General features: G+C 63.0%; 16 protein-coding genes. All 16 read right to left on the minus strand.

What is annotated here, in order from left to right; all coding sequences use genetic code 11:
* Nucleotides 1–33: 33 nt before the first annotated feature.
* The 16 genes from nuoN to ACODS1_RS03875 all read right to left on the minus strand — a co-directional run bounded on the left by nuoN (nt 34) and on the right by ACODS1_RS03875 (nt 19,099).
* Nucleotides 34–1,518, minus strand: coding sequence for an NADH-quinone oxidoreductase subunit NuoN (nuoN, locus tag ACODS1_RS03800; protein WP_489084606.1), 1,485 nt, complete (start codon nt 1,516–1,518; stop codon nt 34–36).
* A 19-nt stretch (nt 1,519–1,537) separates the two neighbouring features.
* Nucleotides 1,538–3,067, minus strand: a complete 1,530-nt coding sequence (gene nuoM, locus ACODS1_RS03805) for an NADH-quinone oxidoreductase subunit M (RefSeq protein ID WP_489084607.1) — start codon at nt 3,065–3,067, stop codon at nt 1,538–1,540.
* Nucleotides 3,068–3,080: 13 nt separating this feature from the next.
* Nucleotides 3,081–4,931 (minus strand): NADH-quinone oxidoreductase subunit L, encoded by a 1,851-nt coding sequence (gene nuoL / locus ACODS1_RS03810; protein WP_489084608.1) that lies wholly within the window; start codon nt 4,929–4,931, stop codon nt 3,081–3,083.
* Nucleotides 4,928–5,236 carry an NADH-quinone oxidoreductase subunit NuoK gene (gene nuoK, locus ACODS1_RS03815; RefSeq protein WP_003460477.1) on the minus strand — a complete coding sequence of 103 codons (309 nt, stop codon included), beginning with the start codon at nt 5,234–5,236 and terminating at the stop codon, nt 4,928–4,930. The genes nuoL and nuoK overlap by 4 nt, the downstream gene beginning before the upstream one ends.
* Complete coding sequence (gene nuoJ / locus ACODS1_RS03820; RefSeq protein ID WP_041979356.1) at nt 5,233–5,742, minus strand: NADH-quinone oxidoreductase subunit J; 510 nt, start codon at nt 5,740–5,742, stop codon at nt 5,233–5,235. Before nuoJ ends, nuoK begins: the two co-directional genes overlap by 4 nt.
* A 10-nt stretch (nt 5,743–5,752) precedes the next feature.
* Complete coding sequence (nuoI, locus tag ACODS1_RS03825) at nt 5,753–6,301, minus strand: NADH-quinone oxidoreductase subunit NuoI (protein WP_013715472.1); 549 nt, start codon at nt 6,299–6,301, stop codon at nt 5,753–5,755.
* Between the two features lie 11 nt (nt 6,302–6,312).
* Nucleotides 6,313–7,305, minus strand: a complete 993-nt coding sequence (gene nuoH / locus ACODS1_RS03830; protein ID WP_489084609.1) for an NADH-quinone oxidoreductase subunit NuoH — start codon at nt 7,303–7,305, stop codon at nt 6,313–6,315.
* Nucleotides 7,302–10,010 carry an NADH-quinone oxidoreductase subunit NuoG gene (gene nuoG, locus ACODS1_RS03835; protein WP_489084610.1) on the minus strand — a complete coding sequence of 903 codons (2,709 nt, stop codon included), beginning with the start codon at nt 10,008–10,010 and terminating at the stop codon, nt 7,302–7,304. The genes nuoH and nuoG overlap by 4 nt, the downstream gene beginning before the upstream one ends.
* Nucleotides 10,011–10,068: 58 nt before the next feature.
* Nucleotides 10,069–11,415 (minus strand): NADH-quinone oxidoreductase subunit NuoF, encoded by a 1,347-nt coding sequence (gene nuoF / locus ACODS1_RS03840; RefSeq protein WP_489084611.1) that lies wholly within the window; start codon nt 11,413–11,415, stop codon nt 10,069–10,071.
* Nucleotides 11,412–11,912: an NADH-quinone oxidoreductase subunit NuoE gene (nuoE, locus tag ACODS1_RS03845; protein WP_489084806.1), complete on the minus strand. Its 501-nt coding sequence runs from the start codon at nt 11,910–11,912 to the stop codon at nt 11,412–11,414. Before nuoE ends, nuoF begins: the two co-directional genes overlap by 4 nt.
* Complete coding sequence (gene nuoC / locus ACODS1_RS03850; RefSeq protein ID WP_181564471.1) at nt 11,909–13,690, minus strand: NADH-quinone oxidoreductase subunit C/D; 1,782 nt, start codon at nt 13,688–13,690, stop codon at nt 11,909–11,911. Before nuoC ends, nuoE begins: the two co-directional genes overlap by 4 nt.
* Before the next feature lie 63 nt (nt 13,691–13,753).
* A complete protein-coding gene (locus tag ACODS1_RS03855; RefSeq protein ID WP_013715478.1) occupies nt 13,754–14,431 on the minus strand; it encodes a NuoB/complex I 20 kDa subunit family protein in 678 nt (225 codons plus the stop codon).
* A gap of 10 nt (nt 14,432–14,441) precedes the next feature.
* Entirely contained in the window at nt 14,442–14,855 is a 414-nt protein-coding gene (locus ACODS1_RS03860) for an NADH-quinone oxidoreductase subunit A (protein ID WP_024308132.1), read from the minus strand.
* Between the two features lie 637 nt (nt 14,856–15,492).
* The gene (locus ACODS1_RS03865) at nt 15,493–17,088 is read right to left on the minus strand and encodes an isocitrate lyase (protein WP_322977874.1); all 1,596 of its coding nucleotides are present in this window, start codon (nt 17,086–17,088) and stop codon (nt 15,493–15,495) included.
* 563 nt (nt 17,089–17,651) lie between these two features.
* A complete protein-coding gene (locus ACODS1_RS03870; protein WP_322977873.1) occupies nt 17,652–18,461 on the minus strand; it encodes a secretin N-terminal domain-containing protein in 810 nt (269 codons plus the stop codon).
* Complete coding sequence (locus ACODS1_RS03875; protein ID WP_489084612.1) at nt 18,458–19,099, minus strand: DUF7931 domain-containing protein; 642 nt, start codon at nt 19,097–19,099, stop codon at nt 18,458–18,460. Before ACODS1_RS03875 ends, ACODS1_RS03870 begins: the two co-directional genes overlap by 4 nt.

Here is a 19,099-nt window from a genome sequence, read left to right on the forward strand (position 1 = left end):
ATCTGCGGGGGCTCTTCGTTTGCGGGGCTTCGCTTACTGCGCCAGGGCGACCAGTCCGGCCTGCTGCACCAGCTCCAGCAGCGGCTGCGGATACACGCCAAGGAAGAAGGCGAGCAGGGCGACCACCAGCAGCATGATGCCGCCGGCGCGCTGGCCCCAGTCGAAGGGCGCGTCGTGGCGATGCAGGTTGGGTTCGCGCATGAACAGGGTGACCATCACCCGCAGGTAATAGAACACACCAATGGCGCTGCCCAGCACCATGGCGCCGAGCAGCCACCACAGTTGCGCTTCGACACCTGCGGCGATCACGTAGAACTTGCCGATAAAGCCTGCGGTCAGCGGAATGCCGGCCAGTGACAGCATCATCACCGTAAGCACGGCGGTCAGGTACGGACGGCGCCAGAACAGGCCGCGGTATTCGTACAAGGCATCGGCATCACGACCGCTGTAGGGCGTGGACATCAGGGTGATCACGCCGAAGGCGCCCAGGCTGGTCAGCACGTAGGTGGCCAGGTATACGCCGACGGCTTCCACCGCCAGGCCCTTGCTCGCCACCAAGGCCACCAGCAGGTAACCGAAGTGGGCGATGGAGGAGTAACCGAGCAGGCGCTTGAGGTTGTTCTGCAGCAGCGCCAGCAGGTTGCCGAACAGGATCGAGGCAATGGCGATCAGGGTCAGCAGTTCGTTAAGCCAGCCGCCGCTCATGGCCGGGGACATCTGGTACAGGCGCAGTAGCACGGCGAACACCGCCACCTTGCTGGCAGTGGCGAGGAAGGCCGCTACTGGCGCCGGAGCGCCTTCGTAGACGTCCGGCGTCCACAGGTGGAAGGGCACCAACGACAGCTTGAAGGCCAGGCCGATCAACATCATGCCAATGCCGATCTGCACCAGTTGGCTGCTCTCGCGCATCAGACTGATACCGATATCAGCGAACGCCAGGTTGCCAGACTCGGCATACAGCAGCGCCATACCGAATAGCAGGAAGGCCGAACCGGCTGCCGACAGCACCATGTACTTGATGCCAGCCTCCAGCGAGCGCTTGTTGAAGAAGGCGTAGGCGATCATGCCGTAGGTGGGCACCGACAGCAGTTCCAGGCCGATGAATAGGCTGGCCAGGTGCTGCGCACTGACCAGTACCAGACCACCAGCGGCGGACAGCAATACCAGCAGGTACAGCTCCTCGCGGTTGCCCGGATAGCCCTTGCCCGAATCGCCGCCCAGGTAGGCGTGGATCAGCGTGATGCAGGCCAGGCTGGCGGCCAGCACCAGGGCCATGTAGTAGCAGGCGAACTTGTCGATCAGCAGCAGCGGGGTGACTTCGAGCGGCGCCACCTCCAGTGCCGGAATCAGCGATAGCAGCGCCAGGTTCAGGCCCACCACGGAGAGGATGAAGGTCACCGTGTGATTACGCTTGGCGGCGATGGCCAGCATCACCACGACAGCGGTGAGGCTGGTCACCAGCAGCGGCAGCAGGGCGATCAAGTGTTGCAGGGTGAAGTCGACAGCGTGATGTTCCATGAGTCTCTAATCCTTACCCTTACCGGCCCGAGGCGAGTTGATCGAGGGCGCCAGCCATCCACTGCTGCACGCCATGCATGCTGGCAGCGGAGGTATCGAGCACCGGTTGCGGGTAAACGCCAAGCAGAATCAGCAGTACGCCAAGGCCGAGCACCATGGCCAGCTCGCGCGGTTTGAGGCCGGGCAGCGGCGTATCCTGTTGCACCGGGCCGAAGTAGGCGCGGTGAATCATCGCCAGAGCGTAAACCGAGCCGAGCACCAGGCCAGTGGCGGCCAGCACCACGACCCAGGGTGCGCTGGGGAAGCTGCCGAGCAGAATGAGGAATTCGCCGACGAAGTTGCCGGTGCCCGGCAGGCCCAGCGCGGCGGCAGCGAAGAACAGGCTGATGGCCGGCAACCAGGGCATGCGCGCCCAGATGCCGCCCATCTGGCGCAGGTCACGGGTGTGCACGCGCTCGTAGAGCTGGCCGCAGAGGATGAACAGCGCAGCGGCCGACAGGCCGTGGGCAACCATCTGCACCACCGCGCCCTGCAGGGCGATCTGGCTGCCCGAATAGATGGCGATCAGCACGAAGCCCATGTGCGACACACTGGAGTAGGCCACCAGGCGCTTGATGTCGGTCTGGGCGAACGACAGCAGGGCGCCGTAGACGATGGCGAACACACCGAGCCACTGGGCGATGGGCGCGAACTCCGCCGAGGCGTTGGGGAAAAGCGGCAGGGCGAAACGCAGCAGGCCGTAAGCGGCGGTTTTCAGCAGGATACCGGCCAAGTCAACGGAGCCAGCGGTGGGCGCCTGGGCGTGGGCATCGGGCAGCCAGGAGTGCACCGGCACCACCGGGAACTTCACCGCGAAGGCGACGAAGAAACCGAGCATCAGCAGGTATTCGGTGCCCGGCGCCAGTTCGGTCTTCAGCAGGTCGGCGTAGTTGAAGCTGAGCACGCCGGTCTGGTTGAAGTGCACGAACACCAGGGCCAGGATCGACACCAGCATGATCAGGCCGCTGGCCTGGGTGAAGATGAAGAACTTGGTGGCGGCGGTGATGCGGGTGCGACCATCGCTGCCGCTATGACCCCAGAGCGCGATGAGGAAGTACATCGGCACCAGCATCATTTCCCAGAAGAAGAAGAACAGGAACAGGTCGACCGCGAGGAACACGCCGACCACACCGCCGAGAATCCACATCAGGTTGAGGTGGAAGAAGCCGACGCGGTGCTGGATCTCGTTCCACGAGCAGAGTACCGAGAGCACGCCGAGCAGACCGGTGAGCACCACCATCAGCACCGACAGGCCGTCCATCGCCAGGTGGATGGTGATGCCCAGACGCGGGATCCAGTCGATGACGAACTCGTGGGCCCAGCGTGGGCCGCCGTCCGGGGCAGGGGCCAGGGTGAAGTCGCCGCTGACCCACAGCCACAGGCTCAGGACGAACAGCAGACCCATGGTGATCAGGGCGATCCAGCGCGGCAGGGCGTGGCCGAAGCGCTCGCCTTGCCAGCACAGCAGGCCGCCAATGAAGGGAATCAGGATTAGCCAGGGCAGAATCATCAGGCTGTTTTCCTTAACTCAGAAAGAGGATGGCGGCGAGCACCAGTACGGCGCCCCCGGCGATCGAAGCGGCGTACCAGCGCACCTGGCCGGTTTCGCTGCGTACCAGTGCGTCGTTGCCACCACGCGCGAGCAGCGGAATCAGGCCGATGCTGCGGTCGATGGGGTCGCGGCGCAGCAGGTGGCAGAGCAGCAGATAAGGGCGCACGAACAGCTTGTCGTAGAGCCAGTCGAAGCCCCAGGCGGCGAACCACAGGGCGCTCAGCAGGCGACCCGGCGCGCTCTGCGCCACTGCGGAGGCAACGCGGCGTTTGCCGAGGAAGAGCAGGGCGGCAATGACGATACCGCTGACCGCGACCAGGCCCGAGAGCAGTTCCAGGCTGTGCTTGGCCTCGCCACCAGCATGGCCGGCGCTTTCCGGCAGCACGCCAGCCAGCGGTGGAGTGATCCAGGCGCCGATGAAGGTGGACAGCACGATCAGCACAAGCAGCGGCAGATTGTGGGCGATGCCATGGCCGGCGTGCGCCTCGGTCTTCTGCTCGCCGTGGAAGGCGATGAAGATGAGGCGGAAGGTGTAGATCGAGGTCATGAAGGCACCGACCAGGCCAGCGTAGAACAGCTCGCTATGGCCACTGGCGAAGGCTTCCCAGAGGATCTCGTCCTTGGAGTAGAAACCCACGGTGACCAAGGGCAGGGCAGCCAGCGCCGCGCCACCGACGACGAAACTGGCGTATGCCAGCGGCAGCTTCTTCCACAGGCCGCCCATCTTGAAGATGTTCTGCTCGTGGTGGCAGGCGTGGATCACCGCACCGGAGGCGAGGAACAGCAGGGCCTTGAAGAAGGCGTGAGTCATCAGGTGGAAGATCGCCGCGTCCCAGGCACCGACGCCCAGGGCCAGGAACATGTAGCCGATCTGGCTCATGGTCGAGTAGGCGAGGATGCGCTTGATGTCGGTTTGTACCAGTGCGGCGAAACCGGCCAGCACCAGCGTCACGCCGCCAACGACGCCGACCAGCTCGAGAATCTCCGGGGTCAGCAGGAACAGGCCATGGGTACGGGCGATCAGGTAGACGCCGGCGGTGACCATGGTCGCCGCGTGGATCAGCGCCGACACCGGGGTCGGGCCGGCCATGGCGTCGGCCAGCCAGGTCTGCAGCGGCAACTGGGCAGACTTGCCCACCGCGCCGCCGAGCAGCATCAGCGTGGCAACCCACAGCCAGGCGTCGCCAGCTACGTACTTTTGCGGCGCCAGCACCATCAGCTCCTGGATGCTCAGGGTGCCGAGGTTGAGGAACAGGATGAACATGCCAATCATCAGGAACACGTCGCCGACGCGGGTGACGATGAACGCCTTGAGCGCCGCGTTACCGTTGGGTACGTGCTTGTAGTAGAAGCCGATCAGCAGGTACGAGCACAGGCCCACGCCTTCCCAGCCGAAGAACAGCACCAGCAGGTTATCGCCGAGTACCAGCAGCAACATGCTGAAGATGAACAGGTTGGTGTAGGCGAAGAAGCGCGAATAGCCTTCCTCGCCGCGCATGTACCAGCTGGCGAACAGGTGGATGAGGAAACCCACGCCAGTGACCACGCCGAGCATGGTGGCGGACAGGCCATCCAGATGCAGGGTGAAGCTCGGCGCCAGGCCTTCGACGCTCATCCACTGCCACAGGGTCAGGCTGTAGGCGCCGCCGGCCGGCGGATTGCCGAGAAAGGCGGCGATGACCCAGGCAGCGCTGGCGGCCGCCAGGCCGATGGAGCCGACACCGATCACTGCGCTGGTGTTTTCCGAGAAGCGTCCGCGCGAGAAGGCCAGCAGCAGCCAGCCGAGCAGCGGGAAGAATAGAGTCAGGGCTAGAAGGTTCATCCGCGCATCTCGCTGGCAGCGTCGATATCCAGGGTGTTGAAGCGGCGATACAGCTGCAGCAGGATCGCCAGGCCGATGCTGGCCTCGGCGGCTGCCAGGGTGATCACCAGAATGAACATCACCTGGCCGTCAGCCGCGCCCCAACGGGCGCCGGCAACCACGAAGGCCAGTGCAGCGGCGTTCATCATCACTTCCAGGCTCATCAGGATGAACAGAATGTTGCGCCGCACCATCAGACCGACCAGGCCGATGCAGAACAGCACGCCGGCTAGGGCCAGGCCGTGTTCGAGTGGAATGCCGGTCATACGGTTGGCTCCTTGGCGTCATGGCGGCCCAGGTGGTAGGCAGCGACCAGTGCGGCGAGCAACAGCATGGAAGCCAGCTCCACCGCCAGCAGGTAGGGGCCGAACAGGCTGATACCGACGGCTTTGGCTTCCACTGTGGTGTGACCGATATGGGCGTCGCTGACATGATTCAGCAGCACATAGAGCAACTGGCCGAGCAGCAAGGCGCTGAGAATCGCCGGGCCAACCCAGATGCCAGGCGTCAGCCACTTGCGCTCCTGCTCGGCAGCAGCCGGGCCAAGGTTGAGCATCATCACCACGAAGACGAACAGCACCATGATGGCGCCGGCGTAGACGATGATTTCCAGCGCGCCGGCAAAGGGCGCACCGAGGGCGAAGAACACCATCGACACCGCCAGCAGCGAGACGATGAGATAGAGCAGGGCATGCACCGGGTTGGTGTTGGTGACCACCCCGACCGTTGCTGCCACCGCCACACCGGCGGCGAAGTAGAACGCGAATTCCATCAGAAGCTCCTCAAGGCAGCAGGCTCTTGACGTTGATCGGCTCGGCCTCGTTCTGCGCGGCGCCCTTGGGCTTGCCGGCGATGGCCATACCGGCAACGCGGTAGAAGTTGTAGTCCGGGTTCTTGCCGGGGCCGCTGATCAGCAGGTCTTCCTTCTCGTACACCAGATCCTGACGCTTGAACTCGCCCATCTCGAAATCGGGGGTGAGCTGGATCGCGGTGGTCGGGCAGGCTTCCTCGCACAGGCCGCAGAAGATGCAGCGCGAGAAGTTGATGCGGAAGAACTCCGGGTACCAGCGCCCGTCATCGGTCTCGGCTTTCTGCAGCGAGATGCAACCCACCGGGCAGGCCACGGCGCACAGGTTGCAGGCCACGCAGCGTTCTTCGCCGTCGGGGTCGCGGGTGAGGACGATGCGGCCACGGTAGCGCGGCGGCAGGTAGACCGGTTCTTCCGGGTATTGCAGGGTGTCGCGTTTGCGAAAGCCATGGCTGAAGACCATGGCCAGGCTGCGCAGTTGGGTGCCGGTACCGACCAGCACGTCCCAGATGTACTTGAACATTGATTTTCTCCTTACTGGGCCGTGGCCAGCACGACGGCGCCGGTCACCAGCAGGTTGATCAGGGTCAGCGGCAGGCAGAACTTCCAGCTGAAGGCCATGACCTGGTCATAGCGCGGGCGTGGGATCGACGCGCGCAGCAGGATGAAGATCATGATGAAGAAGGCCGTTTTCAGCGCGAACCAGAAGAACGGAATCTGCGGCAGGATGCCAAACGGGCCGTGCCAGCCACCGAAGAACAGGGTGACCAGCAGCGCCGATACGGTGACGATGGCCACGTATTCGCCGACGAAGAACATGCCCCATTTCATCCCGGCGTATTCGATGTGGTAACCGTCGGCCAGCTCCTGCTCGGCTTCCGGCTGGTCGAACGGGTGACGGTGGGTCACGGCGACAGCAGCGATGAAGAAGGTACAGAAGCCGAAGAACTGCGGAATGATGAACCACAGGTTCTGCGCCTGGTAATCGACGATGTCGCGCATGTTGAACGAGCCGACCTGCGCCACCACGCCCATCAGCGCCAGGGCCAGGAACACCTCGTAGGAGATGGTCTGGGCCGAGGCACGCAGGCTGCCGAGCAGGGCGAACTTGTTGTTGCTCGACCAGCCGGCGAACAGCACCGCGTAGACCGACAAACCCGCCATGGCGAAGAAGAACAGGATGCCGATGTTCAGATCCGCCACGCCCCAGTTCGGGGTGATGGGGATGATGGCGAAGGCCATCAGCATCGCGGCGAAGGCGATCATCGGCGCCAGGATGAAGATGAACTTGTCGGCGAACGGCGGCGTCCAGTCCTCCTTGAAGAACATCTTGATCATGTCGGCGGCGATCTGGAACATGCCGAACGGCCCCACACGGTTGGGGCCGTAGCGATCCTGCCACCAGCCGAGCAGACGGCGCTCGATGAAGCTCAGCAGCGCGCCGCAGACCACCACCACCAGCAGGATGACGATGGCCTTGAGTACCGCAATGACGATCTCGATCAGTTCGGGCGTCAACCAGCTCATTGCGCGGCCTCCTGCAGCAGGGTCACGCTGGCGCCGGCGACTGTTGCCGGAATGCCCGGCAAGCCAACCGGCAGGCCGACCAGACCGACGGCCAGATCATCACGTACCTGCAGCGGCAGGCGCAGTGCCTGACCGTTGACGCGCAGGGCCAGCAGTGCACCGTCGTTCACCCCAAGGCGAGCCGCTTCATCGCGAGCCAGGGCCACATAGGGCTCGGGCATACGCTCCTGAATCGGCTTGGCGCGCGCGGAGTTTTCCTCGCTGCCGAACAGGTGGTGCAGCGGCGCCACCTGCCAGGTGCCGGCTGCCGGGTTGAACGCAGCATTGACGGCGAACCAGGGCAGGGCGTTACCAGCGGCTTCGAGCAGGCGCACGCCGGGGTCGCCGGCACGCAGATGACCACCGACCTCGTCCTGGAACTTGTTCCAGGCCTGCGGCGAGTTCCAGCCCGGCGACCAGGCGAACGGAATCTGCTGTCGGTCTTCCTTGCTGCCGGCGTAGCCTTCCATGGAGAAGGCGAAGGCGCTGTCCTGATCCTGCGGCTGACGCGGCTCGTGCACGCTGATATTGGCGCGCATGGCGGTACGACCACTGTAGCGGTGCGGCTCGCGGGCGAGCTTGAGGCCCTTGATGCGGAACGAGGCGCTAGGCGCGGCGTCCTTGATCCCTGCCAACAGCGGGTTGCTGGCGGCGCAGGCTTCGGTGACCTGATCCAGTTGCGTCCAGTCCACGACCTTGCCTTGCAGGGTGCTGTGCAGCGCGTGCAGCCAGCGCCAGCCTTCGCGGATCAGAATACCCGCGTCGTAATAGCTCGGCTCGTAGACCTGGAAGAAGCGTTGGGCGCGGCCTTCCAGGCTGACCAGGGTGCCGTCGCCTTCGGCGAAGCTCGCCACCGGCAGCAGCAGCTGGGCACGTTCGCTGGTGGCGGTGCGCTGGTGATCGGCGACGATCACCACCTGCGCGGCGCTGAGTGCGGCATCGACCTTGGCGGCATCGGCGCGGCGGTACAGGTCGTTTTCCAGCACGATCATGGCATCGGCCTGGCCGTTGCTCAGCGCATCGAGCGCGGCATCGACGGACTCGCCACCCAGCAGTGCCAGGCCCAGGCTGTTGGCTTCCGGTACCACCAGGCTCAGCGAGCCATTCTTCTCTCGGTTCTTCAGCGCGCTGGCGATATTGGCGGCGGCTTCGATCAGGGCTTTGTCGCCCAGCGAGGCGCCGGAGACGATCAGCGGGCGTTGGGCTGCCAGCAGGGCGTCGGCGATGCGTTGTACCAACGCCTGCGCCTCGGCTTCCAGGCCGTCGACCGCCGGTGCGCTCGGGTCGATGGCATGAGCCACGGCGAAACCGATGCGAGCCAGATCCGCTGGGGCAGCGTGCACGCTTTCGGCGGCCACGTCGTCCAGGCGGTTTTCCGTGACGCTGGCGATAAACAGCGGGTGACGAGCGTGCTGGGCGACGTTCTGCACGGCGGCCATGTGCCAGTCCTGAATCCGCGCACCGGCAGCGATCTCGGTGGCCTTGCCCTTGACCGCCTGGCGCAGGGCCAGGGCCATGCGTGCGGCGGTCTGGGTCAGGTCTTCACCAAGGACGAAGATGGCGTCGTGCAGCTCGACATCGCGCAGGGTCGGCGTCGGCAGCGGGCCGTTTTGCAGGATGTCGCGGATCAGGCGGATATTGGCCAGCTCGCCAGCGGCGATGCCGCTATAGAAGTTGTCGGCGCCCACCAGTTCGCGCAGGGCGAAGTTGGACTCCAGGCTGGCGCGCGGCGAGCCAATGCCGATCACGCGCTTGCCCTTGAGCAGCTCGGCGGCCTTGTCCAGCGCGGCATCGATGCCGACGGCTTGGCCGGCCAGCAGCGGCTGACGCGGGCGATCCGCATTGTTGACGTAGCCATAGCCGAAGCGGCCACGGTCACAGAGGAAGTACTGGTTCACCGAGCCGTTGAAGCGGTTCTCGATGCGGCGCAGCTCGCCGTAGCGCTCGCCGGGGCTGATGTTGCAGCCGCTGGAGCAGCCATGGCAGATGCTCGGGGCGAACTGCATGTCCCACTTGCGGTTGTAGCGCTCGGAGTGGGTCTTGTCGGTGAACACGCCGGTCGGGCAGACCTCGACCAGGTTGCCGGAGAATTCGCTTTCCAGCGTGCCGTCTTCGACGCGGCCGAAGTACACGTTGTCATGCGCGCCGTAGACGCCCAGGTCGGTGCCGCCGGCGTAGTCCTTGTAGTAGCGCACGCAGCGGTAGCAGGCGATGCAGCGGTTCATCTCGTGGGCGATGAACGGGCCGAGCTCCTGGTTTTGGTGGGTACGCTTGGTGAAGCGGTAGCGGCGGGCGTTGTGCCCAGTCATCACCGTCATGTCCTGCAGGTGGCAGTGACCGCCTTCCTCGCACACCGGGCAGTCGTGCGGGTGGTTGGTCATCAGCCATTCGACGACGCTGGCGCGGAACGCCTTGGACTCCTCGTCGTCGATGCTGATCCAGGTGTTGTCGGTGGCAGGCGTCATGCAGGACATGACGATACGACCACGGGTGTCGTTCTCGTCGTTGTACTGCTTGACCGCGCACTGGCGGCACGCGCCGACGCTGCCAAGCGCCGGGTGCCAGCAGAAGTAGGGGATATCGAGTCCGAGGGACAGGCAGGCCTGCAGGAGGTTGTCTGCACCATCGACTTCGAAATCTTTGCCGTCTACGTGGATAGTGGCCATTTCTTTAAGTCTTCGTTTACCCGCTGGTTAAAGCGGCTGGCTAAGGGAATTCGTCTGTTCAGCTCGCGGTCGCCGGCGTGCGGGGCGTAGTCGCCACCTGGGCCACACCGGCCTCGAACTCTTCACGGAAATACTTGATGGCACTGCCCAACGGCTCCACGGCACCTGGCGCGTGAGCACAGAAGGTCTTGCCCGGGCCGAGGAAATTGACCAGGCCGAGCAGGGTCTGGATGTCTTCGGCGGTGCCTTGCTTGCGCTCCAGAGCGCGGAGGATCTTCACGCTCCACGGCAGGCCGTCGCGGCACGGCGTACACCAGCCGCAGGACTCGCGGGCGAAGAACTCTTCCATGTTGCGCAGCAAGGAAACCATGTTGATCGAGTCGTCGACTGCCAGCGCCAGGCCTGTGCCCATGCGCGTACCGACCTTGCCGATGCCACCGGCGTACATTTGCGCCTCGAGATGTTCGGGCAGCAGGAAGCCGGTACCGGCGCCGCCAGGCTGCCAGCACTTGAGCTTGTAGCCGTCGCGCATGCCGCCGGCGTAGTCCTCGAACAGCTCGCGGGCGGTGATGCCGAACGGCAGTTCCCACAGACCGGGGTTCTTCACCTTGCCGGAGAAGCCCATCAGCTTGGTGCCGTGGTCTTCGCTGCCAGGGAGGGCGAGGCTCTTGTACCAGTCCACACCCTGGCCAATGATGGCCGGCACGTTGCACAGGGTTTCGACGTTGTTGACGCAGGTGGGCTTGCCCCAGACGCCGACGGCAGCGGGGAAGGGCGGCTTGGCGCGTGGGTTGGCGCGGCGCCCTTCCAGCGAGTTGATCAGCGCGGTTTCTTCGCCGCAGATGTAGCGGCCGGCACCGGTGTGCACGAACAGCTCGAAATCGAAGCCTGAGCCGAAGATGTTCTTGCCGAGCAGGCCTGCGGCCTTGGCTTCATCGATGGCGCGATTGAGGTTGGCCGCAGCATCGACGTACTCGCCGCGCAGGAAGATATAGCCGCGGTAGGCCTTGAGCGCACGCGCAGAGATCAGCATGCCTTCCACCAACAGGTGCGGCAGTTGTTCCATGAGCATGCGGTCTTTCCAGGTGTTGGGCTCCATTTCGTCCGCATTGCACAGCAGGTAGCGGATGTTCATGGATTCGTCGGCCGGCATCAGGCCCCACTTCACGCCCGTGGGGAAGCCTGCGCCGCCACGGCCCTTGAGGCCGGATTCCTTGACGGTCTGCACGATGTCGGCCTGGGCCATCTCGGTCAGTGCCTTGCGTGCGGCCGCGTAGCCGTTCTTCTGCTGGTACTCCTCCAGCCATACCGGCTGGGCGTCGTCACGCAGGCGCCAGGTCAGCGGATGAGTTTCTTCGCTGCGAGTGATGCGGTTGGCTGGGCCGATGGAGGTCAGGGTCTTCATTTGTAGTCCTCCAGCAGCTTGGCGACGCCGTCAGGTCGAACATCGCCGAAGGTGTCGTCGTCGATCATCAGCGCCGGGGCCTTGTCGCAGTTGCCCAGGCAGCACACCGGCAGCAGGGTGAAGCGCTCATCGCTGGTGGTCTGGCCAAGGCCGATACCGAGCTGCTTCTGCATCTCGCTGACCACCGTTTCATGGCCGCCGATATAGCAGGTCATGCTGTCGCACACGCGAATCACGTGACGACCAACGGGTTGGCGGAAGATCTGGCTGTAGAAGGTAGCCACGCCTTCGACGTCGCTGGCAGGAATGCCGAGGATTTCGCCAATGGCGTCAGCGGCGCCGTCCGGCACCCAACCGCGCTGCTTCTGCACGATCTTCAGCGCCTCGATGCTGGCGGCGCGCGGGTCTTCGTAGTGGTGCATTTCGTGCTCGATGGCCGAGCGCTCGGTTTCGCTGAGGGTGAAACGGTCGGTCTGAATTAGCGTGCTCATAATCAGCGGTCCACGTCGGCCATGACGAAGTCGATACTGCCCAGGTAGGCGATCAGATCCGCCACCATGCTGCCGCGGATCACCGAGGGTATCTGCTGCAGGTGGGCGAAGCTGGGGGTGCGAATCCGGGTGCGGTAGCTCATGGTGCTGCCGTCGCTCGTCAGGTAGTAGCTGTTGATGCCCTTGGTCGCCTCGATCATCTGGAAGGCTTCGTTGGCCGGCATGACCGGGCCCCAGGAAACCTGCAAGAAGTGAGTGATCAGAGTTTCGATGTGCTGCAGCGTGCGCTCTTTCGGCGGCGGCGTGGTCAGCGGGTGGTCAGCCTTGTACGGGCCTTCCGGCATGTTCTTCAGGCACTGATCGATGATGCGGATGCTCTGGCGCATCTCTTCGACGCGCACCATGCAGCGGTCATAGGCGTCACCATTGGCCGCCAGCGGCACTTCGAATTCGAAGTGCTCATAGCCGGAATAAGGGCGTGCCTTGCGCAGGTCGAAATCGCAACCAGTGGCGCGCAGGCCGGCGCCGGTGGTGCCCCATTCCAGCGCTTCCTTGGTGTTGTACTGCGCTACACCGATGGTACGGGCCTTGAGGATGCTGTTCTTCAGCGCCGCCTTCTCGTATTCGTCGAGGCGCTTGGGCAGCCAGTCGACGAATTCCTTGACCAGCTTGTCCCAGCCACGCGGCAGGTCGTGGGCGACGCCACCGATGCGATACCAGGCCGGATGCAGGCGGAAGCCGGTGATGGCTTCGATCACCTTGTAGGCGCGCTGGCGGTCGGTGAAGGTGAAGAACACCGGGGTCATGGCGCCGACGTCCTGGATGTAGGTGCCGAGGAACAGCAGGTGGCTGGTGATGCGGAAGAACTCGGCCATCATCACACGGATGAAATCGACACGGGCTGGCACCTTGATACCGGCGAGTTTCTCCACCGAGAGCACGTAGGGCAGGTTGTTCATCACCCCGCCGAGGTAGTCGATGCGGTCGGTGTAGGGGATGAAGCTGTGCCAGCTCTGCCGCTCGGCCATTTTCTCGGCACCACGGTGGTGGTAACCGATCTCCGGCACGCAATCGACGATCTCTTCGCCGTCGAGCTGCAGGATGATGCGGAAGGCGCCGTGGGCGGATGGGTGGTTGGGGCCTAGGTTGAGGAACATGTAGTCCTCGTGCTCACCGCCACGCTTCATGCCCCAGTCTTCGGGACGGAAGCGCGCAGCCTCTTCCTCAAGCTGCTGCTTGGCCAGGGTCAGGCTGAATGGATCAAATTCGGTGGCGCGCGCCGGGTAGTCCTTGCGCAGCGGGTGACCTTCCCAGGTCGGCGGCATCATGATGCGGCTCAGGTGCGGGTGGCCGGTGAAGGTGATGCCGTACAGATCCCAGACTTCGCGTTCGTACCAGTTGGCGTTGGGCCAGATACCGGTGGCGGTGGGCAGGTTGAGGTCGCGCTCGGACAAGGCGACCTTGATCATTACGTCACTATTACGCTCCAGCGACATCAGGTGATAGAACACCGTGAAGTCGGCGTCCGGCAGGCCGCGACGCTGGGTACGCAGGCGCTCGTCGACGCCATGCAGGTCATAGAGCATCACGTAGGGGCGCGGCAGGTTGCGCAGGCAGGTGAGCACTTCAATAAGGCGCTCACGGGCAACCCAGAGTACCGGCATGCCGGTGCGGGTCGCTTGCAGGGTGAAACTGTCGTCGCCAAAGCGGGCGCGCAGTTCGGCGACGACGTCCTGGTCGTCAGCCTTGTAAGGCGGTATGGACACAACGGTGTCTTGAGTCATGGTCTCGGTCGCTGTCGATCAACGTAGAAAGTGGGCGTGACGCTTGCGCAGGCAAGCATCGGCTCAGACTTCGTCGGGGCTACGCAGGTTGGTAACGGCGATTCGCTGCTCGCGACGCTGCTCCTTCTGCGAAGGCATTTCGGCACGGTAGATGCCTTGATCGCCTACGACCCAGGATAGCGGGCGGCGCTCCTGGCCGATGGATTCCTGCAGCAGCATCAAGCCTTGCAGGAACGCCTCGGGCCGGGGCGGGCAGCCGGGAATGTAGACGTCCACGGGGAGGAACTTGTCCACGCCCTGAACGACCGAGTAGATGTCGTACATGCCGCCGGAATTGGCGCATGAACCCATGGAGATGACCCACTTGGGCTCCAGCATCTGCTCATAGAGACGCTGGATGACCGGCGCCATCTTGATGAAGCAGGTGCCGGCGATGACCATGAAGTCGGCCTGGCGGGGTGATGCACGAATGACTTCCGCACCGAATCGCGCCACGTCATGCGGGGCGGTGAAGGCGGTGGTCATTTCCACATAGCAGCAGGACAGGCCGAAGTTATATGGCCACAAGGAATTCTTGCGCCCCCAGTTGACCGCGCCGTTAAGCACGTCCGAGAGCTTGCCCATGTAGATGTTCTTGTGAACCTGATCCTCTAGCAGCGGGTCGGAAACGACCTCCCGCTGGCCGATCGGATACGCCTCATTGGGCGCATTCGGGTCGACCCGAGTAAGTTTGTATTGCATCGCCAAAGCCTCATTGTTTTAGCTTCGCCTGCCGTTCGCGACGTCCCTGCGGTGCCCAATCGAGCGCGCCGATACGCCAAAGATAGACAAGACCTGCCAACAGAATTGCTATGAAAACTGTAGCTTCGATCAGGCCTGCCCAGCCGCTTTCGCGCACCGAGACTGCCCAAGCGAAGAGATAGAGGGCTTCAACGTCGAAGATCACGAAGAGCATCGCGACCAGATAGAACTTGGCTGACAGGCGCAGACGCGCGCTGCCGGTGGGAAGCATGCCCGACTCGAAGGGTTCGTTCTTGCTGCGTCCCCAGGCTTTGCTGCCGAGCAGGCTGGAAAGGCCGAGCATGAAGGCGATGAGCCCGCAGACACCCAGCAAGAAAACAGCGAAAGCCCAGTTCTGGGACATGGTCGTTACCGCATCAGGCATGCCGGTACCCCTTGGTAAAGAGACGGCTTCTATTATTCGTGATGGAGCCGTGCAGGTAGCACGTGCTCTGAAAAATCCTGAAAACAATTCTATGCGCTGTTAAAGGTAGAAGTAAATTTCCATTTGAAAAATAAATCACGCAACGCTTTGTTGTCTGAGTAGTTTTAGCAGAAATAGCGGTAATTGCACCTTGGTTTCACGGCAGCGCCCCTGGCTGGCCTCTGGCAAAGCCGTTGCAGGCCCCTGAAACGGCGCTTTCAGCCTTCGCCGGGCGACGAGCCAGGCGCTGATGGCTGCATTTGAAAAGGCTCTCGCGCGTCTTTCGCACTAATACCAAGGAATGAGGAAGTGCAACTTCCGCATCGATAGTTGCGATGAAGTGTTATTCACGAAGCGGGGCGGCGATGTGATTGGAAATGTCGCGGCCATATACGAATATTGCTCGTTTTGGCTGCGGAGACTCGCTGGAGTCGTTCGTCACGACGGCTTTAAATTCCATTATGGAATTTAAAGCATTCTTTATATGCAGGAATGCTTTGTCGGTTCGCGTGCCTTGTGCATAAAAAAGCCCCGGCAAGCCGGGGCGGATTAGGCAATTGGCCGCTGCGGGTGCGTGGCCCGCAGGGGAGAACCGTTCTTAGTGGAACTGGTTCATTGTGTTGTCTTTACCGCTCGCCTTCAGAGCAGCTTCGCCAGCGAAGTACTCCTTGTGGTTGTCGCCGATGTCGGAGCCAGCCATGTTCTGATGCTTGACGCAGGCGATACCCTGACGCAGTTCCTGACGCTGAACACCTTTCACGTAGGCCAGCATGCCCTGGTCGGCGAAGTAGCCTTTGGCCAGGTTGTCGGTAGACAGGGCGGCAGTGTGGTAGGTCGGCAGGGTGATCAGGTGGTGGAAGATGCCGGCGTGAGCCGAACCGTCGCGCTGGAAGGTACGGATCTTCTCGTCTGCAACCTTGGCCAGTTCGGTCTCGTCGTACTCGACGCTCATCAGCTTGGCGCGGTCGTAGGCGGATACGTCCTTGCCCTCGGCGGCGAATGCATCGAACACCTGCTGGCGGAAGTTCAGCGTCCAGTTGAAGGACGGGCTGTTGTTGTACACCAGCTTGGCATTCGGGATGACTTCACGGATGCGGTCAACCATGGCCTTGATCTGGCCAACGTGCGGCTTCTCGGTTTCGATCCACAGCAGGTCGGCGCCGTTCTGCAGGCTGGTGATGCAGTCCAGTACGCAGCGGTCTTCGCCAGTGCCGGCACGGAACTGGAACAGGTTGGACGGCAGACGCTTCGGACGCAGCAGCTTGCCGCCACGATTGATCACGACGTCGCCGTTGCCCAGGTCGCTGGCAGCAACTTCTTCGCAATCCAGGAAGCTGTTGTACAGGTCGCCCAGGTCGCCCGGCTCTTTGGTGACTGCGATCTGCTTGGTCAGGCCGGCACCCAGGGAGTCGGTACGGGCGACGATCACGCCGTTGTCGATGCCCAGCTCGAGGAAGGCGTAGCGAACGGCAGCGATCTTGGCGAGGAAGTCAGCATGCGGAACGGTCACTTTGCCGTCCTGGTGACCACACTGCTTCTCGTCGGAAACCTGGTTCTCGATCTGGATGCAGCAGGCGCCGGCTTCGATCATGCGCTTGGCCAGCAGGTAGGTGGCTTCCGGGTTACCGAAGCCAGCATCGATGTCGGCGATGATCGGTACGATATGAGTTTCGAAGTTGTCGATCTGGTTCTGGATCTCGGCAGCCTTGGCGTGGTCGCCAGCGTCACGAGCGGCGTCCAGGGCGGTGAACAGCAGATCCAGTTCGCGGCTGTCAGCCTGACGCAGGAAGGTGTAGAGCTCTTCGATCAGGTCGGAGACGGCGGTTTTTTCGTGCATCGACTGATCCGGCAGCGGGCCGAAGTCGGAGCGCAGTGCGGCGACCATCCAGCCGGACAGGTACAGGTACTTCTTGTTGGTGGTCTTCAGGTGCTTCTTGATCGAGATCAGCTTCTGCTGACCGATGAAGCCGTGCCAGCAGCCCAGGGACTGGGTGTAGAGGGAGGAGTCGGCGTCGTACTCTTCCATGTCCTGGCGCATGATGTCGGCGGTGTACTGGGCGATTTCCAGGCCGGTCTTGAAGCGATTCTGAGCGCGCATACGAGCGACGGACTCAGGGTTGATAGCGCTCCAGCTGCTGCCGAATTTCTCTTTCAGAGCGGCTACAGCCTTGATGTCGTTTTGATATGCGGACATGGTCAATCCTTCAGATGTGTGTGGGTTGAGCACCAACTACACACGCTAGACGCGCATGAGTGCGACGGCTGCGGGCGGCTACCACTTTGACGGCGGGGGAACGGCTGAAAAGCGAGGGTGTGCTGCGAAGAGGGGGATGTAGGCGAGCAGTCCGCTGGCTGTCGCAGAGCGTTGGGCTCGTGGAAACCCTTGGCACTGCGCCTGTGCATGGCGAGCTGTCTGTTACTTAACGCTTCCCCGTCCCTCAGGACAACTTCGTTCCAGTCGCAACCTCGTCGTACGGCCTTGTGGGCTGTTAGGACACGGATCGTCGCGAAGTGCTTCGATGACGATCTGGAGATCCTTTTCAGGACCCCTGGCTAGCGGGAGCGAGGCCATCATGCCTCTGGGAAAATGCTTCGTCAAACGTTTTGTAGTGGTTTTTTCAAGCTACTACATATTCAGTCCGCGACTGCCTGGTCACGTACGGCAGCCCACCAGGCGGGCGTTTCAGGGATTTCGGGGGCTGCGCGATTTGTCCATGCCCCGGAGGGCGGAGTGCCATACGACTTTGGTCGATAGGGTCAGTCGAGCGCCTCGACCTTGACGCGTAGCGACATATCCTCACGCCCTTGCGTAGTGCTGCGGCGCAATACGTCACGACCGTCGGAGCTGGTTTGCTCGCTGACCCCGCCCAGGGGAATCCATTCGCCCAGTCGGCCGCTGACGCGGGTGTCGGTGCCTTGCACGTCGATAACGCCGGGTCGATTGTTGCTCACGCGATCCTGTTGGCTGCTGATGGACAGATGCACCAGCTCGCCAGAGAGGCTGGCCGTCACGTAAAAGCCGCGTGTCACGTCGCGATATTGGGTGTCCTGATAGATCTGGCCATAGGGGCCGGTGCTGGTGGTGGTCAGCGGGACGCTCTGGCCGACCTGGATCAACGCCGGATAACCCTCGGTGGCTTGCACCTGCTGGGTGCCACCGCCACGGCTGTCGGTGCTGCGCCGGATGATGCGCACCTGGTCGCGACCGTTGACTTCGCCGCGGCCGATCTGAGCTTCGGCATTGCCGGCGCTGAGCGTGCCGTCGACACGATAGCCTCGGTCATTCTGGTAACTGCTGTCGCTGCTCTCGACGGTGATCAGCAGGCGACGCGGGCGAGTATCCAGTTGCTGCAGAAGCAGGCGAACTTCGCCGATCTTGGCCGGTGAGGCATTGACGACCAACTGGTTGCCGTAGGCGCTGACCTTACCCTCGTTGCCGAGCATCGATTGCACCACGCCCAGCACATCGTCGGCGGTGCGGTAGTTCAACGGGATCAGTTCGGTCGCCGCCTGCAGTGGCAGGCACAGGCCAAGGAGCAGGGCGGCGAACAGCGTGCGCAGGGTCATAGCAGAAAGCTCCGCAGATCAGGATCGGTGATGCTGGTGTCCCAGGCCTGGTCGAACTGGGTTTGCCGTTGGCGCACACGCGCCGGATCGTTGTACAGGGTGTAGCCGGACTGCTGGTTCAGCTCCGGGAGCAGGAACAGCCCCCGGTCGTCGGCGATCAGAAAGGCCAGTTCATCGCTGGGGTAATCAGGGTTGAATTTGCGGATATGCAGATTGGAGGACAGGCGGCGCGACAGGGCGAGCAGTCGATGGCCTTCCTTCACTGCGCGGGTTGTATCGCGCAGCAGGATGCGCAGACGCGCTCGCGGGCTGCTCAGCAGAAAGCGGGTGCAGGCTTGCTGCACGCTGCTGCTGTGATAGAGCCAGGGCTCGAGATCCTCGCTGTACAGGCATAAGCTGCGTTGGGCCTGCTGGATCAATGCCAGTGCATGAGCGCGTGCTTCCTGCGGCATGCTGAAGCGCTCCAGAGGTTCGTGCTGGCCGAGGATGAAGGGTGCAGGCTCCGATTGCGCCGTATCCGCAGTGGCGGGCTGTGGATTGTGCACGACAAAACGCCCCGGCGACTCGAATTCGATGGCTGTCAGCTCAGGGGCTTCTGGCGTATCGATCGGTTCGACCGGGGCGTCTTTGTCGTTCAT

The organism is Pseudomonas sp. FG29, from assembly GCF_057809355.1.

Excerpts from the sequence above, each read along its gene's own strand:
- nuoN (WP_489084606.1), bottom strand. The coding sequence starts at position 1,518 with ATGGAACATCACGCTGTCGACTTCACCCTGCAACACTTGATCGCCCTG.
- nuoM (WP_489084607.1), bottom strand. The coding sequence starts at position 3,067 with ATGATTCTGCCCTGGCTAATCCTGATTCCCTTCATTGGCGGCCTGCTG.
- nuoL (WP_489084608.1), bottom strand. The coding sequence starts at position 4,931 with ATGAACCTTCTAGCCCTGACTCTATTCTTCCCGCTGCTCGGCTGGCTG.
- nuoK (WP_003460477.1), bottom strand. The coding sequence starts at position 5,236 with ATGACCGGCATTCCACTCGAACACGGCCTGGCCCTAGCCGGCGTGCTG.
- nuoJ (WP_041979356.1), bottom strand. The coding sequence starts at position 5,742 with ATGGAATTCGCGTTCTACTTCGCCGCCGGTGTGGCGGTGGCAGCAACG.
- nuoI (WP_013715472.1), bottom strand. The coding sequence starts at position 6,301 with ATGTTCAAGTACATCTGGGACGTGCTGGTCGGTACCGGCACCCAACTG.
- nuoH (WP_489084609.1), bottom strand. The coding sequence starts at position 7,305 with ATGAGCTGGTTGACGCCCGAACTGATCGAGATCGTCATTGCGGTACTC.
- nuoG (WP_489084610.1), bottom strand. The coding sequence starts at position 10,010 with ATGGCCACTATCCACGTAGACGGCAAAGATTTCGAAGTCGATGGTGCA.
- nuoF (WP_489084611.1), bottom strand. The coding sequence starts at position 11,415 with ATGAAGACCCTGACCTCCATCGGCCCAGCCAACCGCATCACTCGCAGC.
- nuoC (WP_181564471.1), bottom strand. The coding sequence starts at position 13,690 with ATGACTCAAGACACCGTTGTGTCCATACCGCCTTACAAGGCTGACGAC.
- ACODS1_RS03855 (WP_013715478.1), bottom strand. The coding sequence starts at position 14,431 with ATGCAATACAAACTTACTCGGGTCGACCCGAATGCGCCCAATGAGGCG.
- ACODS1_RS03860 (WP_024308132.1), bottom strand. The coding sequence starts at position 14,855 with ATGCCTGATGCGGTAACGACCATGTCCCAGAACTGGGCTTTCGCTGTT.
- ACODS1_RS03865 (WP_322977874.1), bottom strand. The coding sequence starts at position 17,088 with ATGTCCGCATATCAAAACGACATCAAGGCTGTAGCCGCTCTGAAAGAG.
- ACODS1_RS03870 (WP_322977873.1), bottom strand. The coding sequence starts at position 18,461 with ATGACCCTGCGCACGCTGTTCGCCGCCCTGCTCCTTGGCCTGTGCCTG.
- ACODS1_RS03875 (WP_489084612.1), bottom strand. The coding sequence starts at position 19,099 with ATGAACGACAAAGACGCCCCGGTCGAACCGATCGATACGCCAGAAGCC.